A 6,116-nucleotide genomic window follows, 5' to 3' on the forward strand; every position below is an offset into this window, starting at 1 on the left:
ACCGTTTGTGTACCTCTTGACGGAACTTCACATCGCGTCCACCGTCGATCCGGCATGTTTCACAAAGCTGAAGTTAGAGGGAATCACATGCGTCAGACGAAGGAGACCTCCGGCTTGGTGCTGGTGGTCGAAGACAACCGCAACATCTCCGAGATGATCGGGGAATACCTGGAAGGTCGCGGCTTCGAAGTCGACTATGCACAGGACGGCCTGGATGGCTACCGCCTCGCGGCGGAGAACAGCTATGACGTCGTGGTGCTCGATCTCATGTTGCCGCGCCTGGACGGCATCGAAGTGTGCCGTCGCCTGCGCAACGATGCGCGCAAGTCCACCCCGGTGCTGATGCTCACGGCACGCGACACGCTGGACGACAAGCTCACCGGCCTCGGCTTCGGCGCCGATGACTACCTGACCAAGCCGTTCGCGATCCAGGAGCTGGAAGCCCGCCTGCGCGCGCTGATCCGTCGCGAACGCCGCCAGGTCGGTTCGGAGGTGCTGAAGGTCGCCGACCTGGTCCTCGATCCGGTCAGCATGCGGGCTACCCGTGCCGGCACCGAGCTGCAGCTGTCGCCGATCGGCCTGCGCCTGCTGACCATCCTGATGCGCGAATCGCCGCGCGTGGTCACCCGCCAGGAGATCGAACGCGAGATCTGGGGCAATGGCCTGCCGGATTCGGACACCCTGCGCAGCCATCTGTACAACCTGCGCAAGATCATCGACAAGCCGTTCGACCGTCCGCTGCTGCACACCGTGCAGAGCGCCGGCTACCGCATTGCCGATATTGCCCAGCCGATGGCCTGATCGGGGCCCGGCCTGTGCAGCATCAGGCCCGGCCGGGCAACGACCCCGCACCGGGCACGGATGACCGGCCGGCGTTGCCGCCGGTCAGCGTCCGTGCACGACTACGGCGCAGTGCGCTGCCTATAATCGCAGCGCTCTGACCGGGACCCCGCAATGCCGCACGGCCTGCCGCGCAAGATCCGTATCGCCTTCATCCTGCAGGCAGTCCTGGCCAGCCTGGGCATCCTGCTCGGTGCCTGGCTGGTCTCGCTGGTGATCAAGCACAGCCTGGTCGGCGCCGCCCTGCGCGAGGAAGCGGCCTATTACTGGACGCTGCACGAGGCGTCGCCGGTGCAGCCGCCGCCCAACACCCACAACATCCGCGGCTACCTGCTGGAAAGCGGGCAGTCGGCACTGTCATTGCCGGCCAACCTGCGCACCCTGGAGCCTGGCTTCCACGAGCTGCCCCAGGACGACCAGCTGGTGCTGGTCGACGTGCGCCCTGCCGGTCGCCTGTACCTGGTGTTCCTGCGCTCGCGCGCGGAGATGCTGGCGTTCTGGTTCGGCATCGTGCCGGTGCTGCTGACCCTGTTGGCGGTGTATGGCGCCAGCTGGGTCACCTACCGTGCCTCCAAACGACTGGTGTCGCCGGTGAACTGGCTGGCGCGGCGCGTCTCGCGCTGGGACCCGGGCCACCCCGAAGCGGCCGATCTGGAGCCGAACAAGCTGCCGGCGGACATGCAGGGCGAGACCCGCCAGCTGGCGGCCGCACTGCATTCACTGGCCAACCGGGTCAGCGCGCACGTGGCGCGCGAGCGCAACTTCACCCGTGATGCCAGCCATGAGCTGCGCACGCCGTTGACCGTCATCCGCGTGGCCAGCGACATGGCCCTGGGCGATGAAACCCTGCAGCCGCGCCTGCGCCGCAGCCTGCAGCGCATCCAGCGTGCAGGCCGTGACATGGAAGCGGTGATCGACGCGTTCCTGATCCTGGCCCGCGAGGCCGATGTCGAACCGCAGATCGAGCTGTTCGACGTCAACGACATCGTTCGCTACGAGGTGGACAACGCCAACGAGCTGCTGGGCAACCGGCCCGTATCGGTGCACCTGCACGGCGAAGGCCCGGTACAGCTGCACGCACCGCCGCGGGTGCTGCAGGTGGTGGTCAGCAACCTGGTGCGCAATGCCTGCAGCTACACCGACGAAGGGCGTATCGACGTGCACGTGCTCAATGACCGGGTGGTGGTGCGCGATACCGGCATCGGCATGTCCGCCGAGGCGCTGTCGCGCGCGTTTGAACCGTTCTACCGCGCCGAGCCGAGCCGCCCGCAGGGCACCGGCCTGGGCCTGTCGATCGTGCGCCGGCTGTGCGACCGCTTCGGCTGGAAGGTCAGCCTGGCCAGCGAGCCGGGCAAGGGCACCGAGGCCACGGTGATCTTCCGGTAGAGGGATTTTGCCGGGCTGCGCCCGGCACCCGCCGAGGCAACATCAACATCAAAAGCGGGCATTCCGTGGAATGGCGGGGCGGTGTGGGTTTGCAGGACACGCCGTAAACCCGTCCATGGGGGCTCGATGGCGCCATCCATGGCGCCAACGGTCCTGCAAACCCACACCGCCCCGCCTTCGACAGTTTCCCGCGATCCGCAGTCGATCCACGCCATGCGTGGATGGGGTTGCTCAGTTGCAGTTGACCTTCGGCGCCAGCGCCCTGGTCCAGATGTCATAGCCGGCCGGGGTCATGTGCAGCATGTCCTCGCGGAACAGCGTCGCATCCGGCTGGCCGTCGGCGCCGAGCATCGGCGTGTAGATGTCGGTGAAGCCGGTATTGGGCAGCTTGGCCAGCGCGGCCTTGATCAGCGTGTTGGCCTCGTTGATCGCCGGCAGCAGGTGCGCGCGCGACGGGCTCGGCTTGATCGACAGGTACTCCACCCTGGTCTTCGGCAGGTCGCGATGCACGCGCTGCACGAAGGCAACCACGTCGTCGCGCACCTGCACTGGGCTGCGGCCACTGTTGAGGTCGTTGTCGCCCGCATAGAAGAACACCTTGCAGGGCGCGTAGGGCACCACGATGCGGTCGGCGTACCAGGTGCTGTCGCGCACTTCAGAGCCGCCGAAGCCGCGGTTGAACACTGGCTGGCCAGGGAAGTCGGTGGCCAGGCTCTCCCAGAAGCGGATCGAGGAGCTGCCGATGAACTCGATGCCACCGCGCGGCGGCGGGTTGGACTGGTCGGCGCCGGCGAAGCGGGCCATGTCGCCGGCCCAGGCCACGTTGGAGACCTGTTCGGGCACCCGCGGCGACTTGGCCGGGCTCAGCGCCTGGGCCAGCGGTGCGGCAGTCAGCAGGCCCAGCATCAGCAGGCAGGTACGGCGACGGGACATCAGGCGCTCCAGCAGGCAAGGGGGCATCCATCATAGGAGCATGCCCGGGCCGTTGCTTGCCCCTGGCAGGCCGTTCAGCGGGCCGGCGCGGGCTGCGGTTGGCGGCCTTGTGGCAAAATGGCCGCCATCTGCCTATTCCTGTGCACCCATGATTCCCTGCCGTGCGTCTGAGCGGTCGCTGCGCCGCGTCCCCGTTGCTGGATATTCCACCCGTGGCTGATCAGTTCGGCCACCTGCCGCGCGGCCCGCGCCGTATCTTCCAGGCCGCCCGCTGGTCCTGGCAGGGCCTGCGCGCTGCCTGGCTGTACGAGTCCTCGTTCCGGCTTGAGGTCTACCTGCTGATCCTGCTGACGCCGATCGCGATCTGGCTGGGCCAGACGCCGGTCGAACGCGCGCTGCTGATCGGCTCGATGCTGCTGGTGCTGGCGATGGAGCTGGCCAACTCGGCCATCGAAGCGGTGATCGAACGTTACGGCAGCGAGATCCATGAGCTGGCCGGCCGCGCCAAGGACATGGGCTCGGCGGCGGTGTTCGTGCTGATGATGAACGTGCTTCTGTGCTGGGCGCTGGTCGTGGTCCCGCATGCAATGGCCGGCAAATACGGCTGATCCCTCATTCCCCCTTGTTGAAGACTTCCCATGTCCCTTGAGTTTCTTGCCGATCCGAATGTCTGGTTGACCCTGTTCACGCTGAGCGCGCTGGAAATCGTGCTCGGCATCGACAACCTGGTGTTCATCTCCATCGCCGTCAGCAAGCTGCCAGAGCACCGCCGCCCGTTCGCGCGTCGGCTCGGCATCGCGGTGGCCTGTATCACCCGTATCGGCCTGCTGGTATCGCTGGCGTACCTGGCGCACATGCAGGCGAACCTGTTCACCGTGGCCGGCATGGGTATTTCCATCCGCGATCTGGTGCTGATCGTTGGTGGCCTGTTCCTGATCATCAAGGGTTGGATGGAGATCAAGGAAATGATCACCGGTGGCGAGGATGAAGATCCGAGCACGACCAAGACCTCGGCCGTGTTCGGCTACGTGATCGCGCAGATCGCGGTCATCGACATCGTGTTCTCGCTGGACTCGGTGATCACCGCGGTCGGCATCGCTGACCACGTGCCGGTGATGGTCGCCGCGATCCTGCTGTCGGTGGCGGTGATGCTGCTGGCCGCCAACCCGCTGGGCCGCTTCATCGACGCCAACCCGACCGTGAAGATGCTGGCGCTGGCCTTCATCCTGCTGATCGGTGCGGTGCTGATCCTGGATGGCCTGGACGTGCACATTCCCAAGCCCTACATCTACGCCGCGATGGGCTTCTCGGTGCTGGTGGAGTGGCTGAACCTGCTGATGCGCCGCCGCGCCCGCGAGCACCACGTGCCGGGTGCCGGCGACTGGTAAGCGCATGACCCCGAACCCCCGGCCAACGCCGGGGGTTCTTCGTTCTGCCTTGTAGAGCCGAGCCCGTGCTCGGCTGACCGGCAGGAAGCAGCCGAGCATGGGCTCGGCTCAACACCGGAACGCGGTTTTTGCACTTGTGTCTGCGTTCCGGCCTCCACTTGTGAACCAGGATCAACAGTGTTTTCCCGGGGCGAGGCTTAATCCGGCGCAGCAAAGCGCGCAGGCTACGCACTCCCGATTCCCGCCCCCAGGACCCCCCCATGAATTCCAGAGCCGCCTTGCTGGCGCTTGCCGTTGGCGCCTTCGCCATCGGAACCACCGAGTTTGCCCCGATGGGCCTGTTGCCGGTCATCGCCGACGGCGTCGGCGTTGGCATCCCCACTGCGGGCATGCTGATCACCGCCTATGCCGTGGGCGTGATGCTGGGCGCGCCGGTGATGACCCTGCTGATGGGGCGTTTCGGCAAGCGCACCGCGCTGATGCTGCTGATGTCGATCTTCGTGGTCGGCAACCTGCTGTCCGCGCTGGCGCCGAACTACGGGCTGCTGCTGCTGTCGCGCCTGGTCACCAGCCTTAACCACGGTGCCTTCTTCGGCATCGGTGCGGTGGTCGCCGCCAGCCTGGTGCCAAAGGAAAAGCAGGCTGCTGCCGTGGCCACCATGTTCATGGGCCTGACCATTGCCAACATCGGTGGCGTGCCGCTGGCGACCTGGGTCGGCCAGCAGCTGGGCTGGCGCCTGTCCTTCGCCGGTACTGCGGCGTTGGGCCTGATCGCGATCACTGCGTTGGGCTTCGCGCTGCCGGCGTCCGCGCCGGGACCGCGCCCGGACGTGCGCCGCGAACTGAAGGCGATCCTGCAGCCGCAGGTGCTGCTGGCCATGGCCACCACCGTGCTTGGTGCGGGTGCGATGTTCACGCTGTACACCTACGTCGCACCGGTGCTGACCGAGTTGACCGGCGCTTCCAATGCCTTCATCGCGGTGTCGCTGGCCCTGATCGGCATCGGTTTCACCCTCGGCAACGGCATCGGTGGGCGCATGGCTGACTGGTCGCTCGATGGCGCCACCCGTATCCTGCTGGCTGCCCTGGCGGTGCTGATGTTCGTGCTGCCGCTGGCCTTCATGAGCCACGCCACCGCGGCGCTGGGTGTACTGCTGTTCGGTGCGGCGACCTTCGCCCTCGTGCCGCCGCTGCAGATCCGGGTGATGCAGGTGGCCAGCGAGGCGCCGGGCCTGGCGTCGTCGATCAACGTGGGTGCATTCAACCTGGGCAATGCGGTAGGTGCCGCGCTGGGTGGTGCGGTGATCAGCTTGGGCCTGGGCTACGCCGCCATTCCGGTGGCCGGTGGCCTGCTGGCCGCGTCGGGCCTGCTGCTGGCATGGCTGGGGCGTAGCCGCACTGCGGTGGCTGAGGCCTGCTGAGGGCGGAGGGTTTCCTGCAGGGCTTGCAGCCCTGCACCCGCCGAATCAACGTCAACGTCAACGGCAAAAGCCTGCATTCCGTGGGTTGGCGGGGTGGGTCCGGTTGAGGGGGACGCTGCAAGTACGTCCATGTAAGCTCGGTCGCCGC

Annotated in this window: 6 protein-coding genes; 5 read left to right on the top strand and 1 reads right to left on the bottom strand. The window is 66.8% G+C overall.

Annotation, left to right across the window (positions count from 1 at the left end; translation table 11 throughout):
* Positions 1–87: 87 nt before the first annotated feature.
* Positions 88–801, top strand: coding sequence for a response regulator transcription factor (locus A7X97_RS09750; RefSeq protein ID WP_002811889.1), 714 nt, complete (start codon positions 88–90; stop codon positions 799–801).
* Between the two features lie 153 nt (positions 802–954).
* The gene (locus A7X97_RS09755; protein ID WP_005415333.1) at positions 955–2,226 is read left to right on the top strand and encodes a sensor histidine kinase; all 1,272 of its coding nucleotides are present in this window, start codon (positions 955–957) and stop codon (positions 2,224–2,226) included.
* A 231-nt stretch (positions 2,227–2,457) separates the two neighbouring features.
* On the opposite strand, the gene A7X97_RS09760 is transcribed toward A7X97_RS09755, so the two are convergent.
* On the bottom strand, positions 2,458–3,159 hold the full coding sequence (locus A7X97_RS09760) for an SGNH/GDSL hydrolase family protein (protein ID WP_088497864.1): 702 nt from the start codon (positions 3,157–3,159) through the stop codon (positions 2,458–2,460).
* Positions 3,160–3,371: 212 nt separating this feature from the next.
* Here A7X97_RS09760 and A7X97_RS09765 point away from each other — a divergent pair, with 212 nt between their 5' ends.
* The 3 genes from A7X97_RS09765 (at position 3,372) to A7X97_RS09775 (ending at position 5,968) form a co-directional block, all read left to right on the top strand.
* On the top strand, positions 3,372–3,767 hold the full coding sequence (locus tag A7X97_RS09765; RefSeq protein WP_072167877.1) for a diacylglycerol kinase: 396 nt from the start codon (positions 3,372–3,374) through the stop codon (positions 3,765–3,767).
* 30 nt (positions 3,768–3,797) lie between these two features.
* A complete protein-coding gene (locus A7X97_RS09770; RefSeq protein WP_072167878.1) occupies positions 3,798–4,547 on the top strand; it encodes a TerC family protein in 750 nt (249 codons plus the stop codon).
* A 260-nt stretch (positions 4,548–4,807) separates the two neighbouring features.
* Positions 4,808–5,968, top strand: a complete 1,161-nt coding sequence (locus A7X97_RS09775) for an MFS transporter (protein ID WP_072167879.1) — start codon at positions 4,808–4,810, stop codon at positions 5,966–5,968.
* Positions 5,969–6,116 lie beyond the last annotated feature (148 nt).

Origin of the sequence: Stenotrophomonas sepilia (assembly GCF_003244875.1) — a bacterium.
GTDB classification, from domain to species: domain Bacteria; phylum Pseudomonadota; class Gammaproteobacteria; order Xanthomonadales; family Xanthomonadaceae; genus Stenotrophomonas; species Stenotrophomonas sepilia.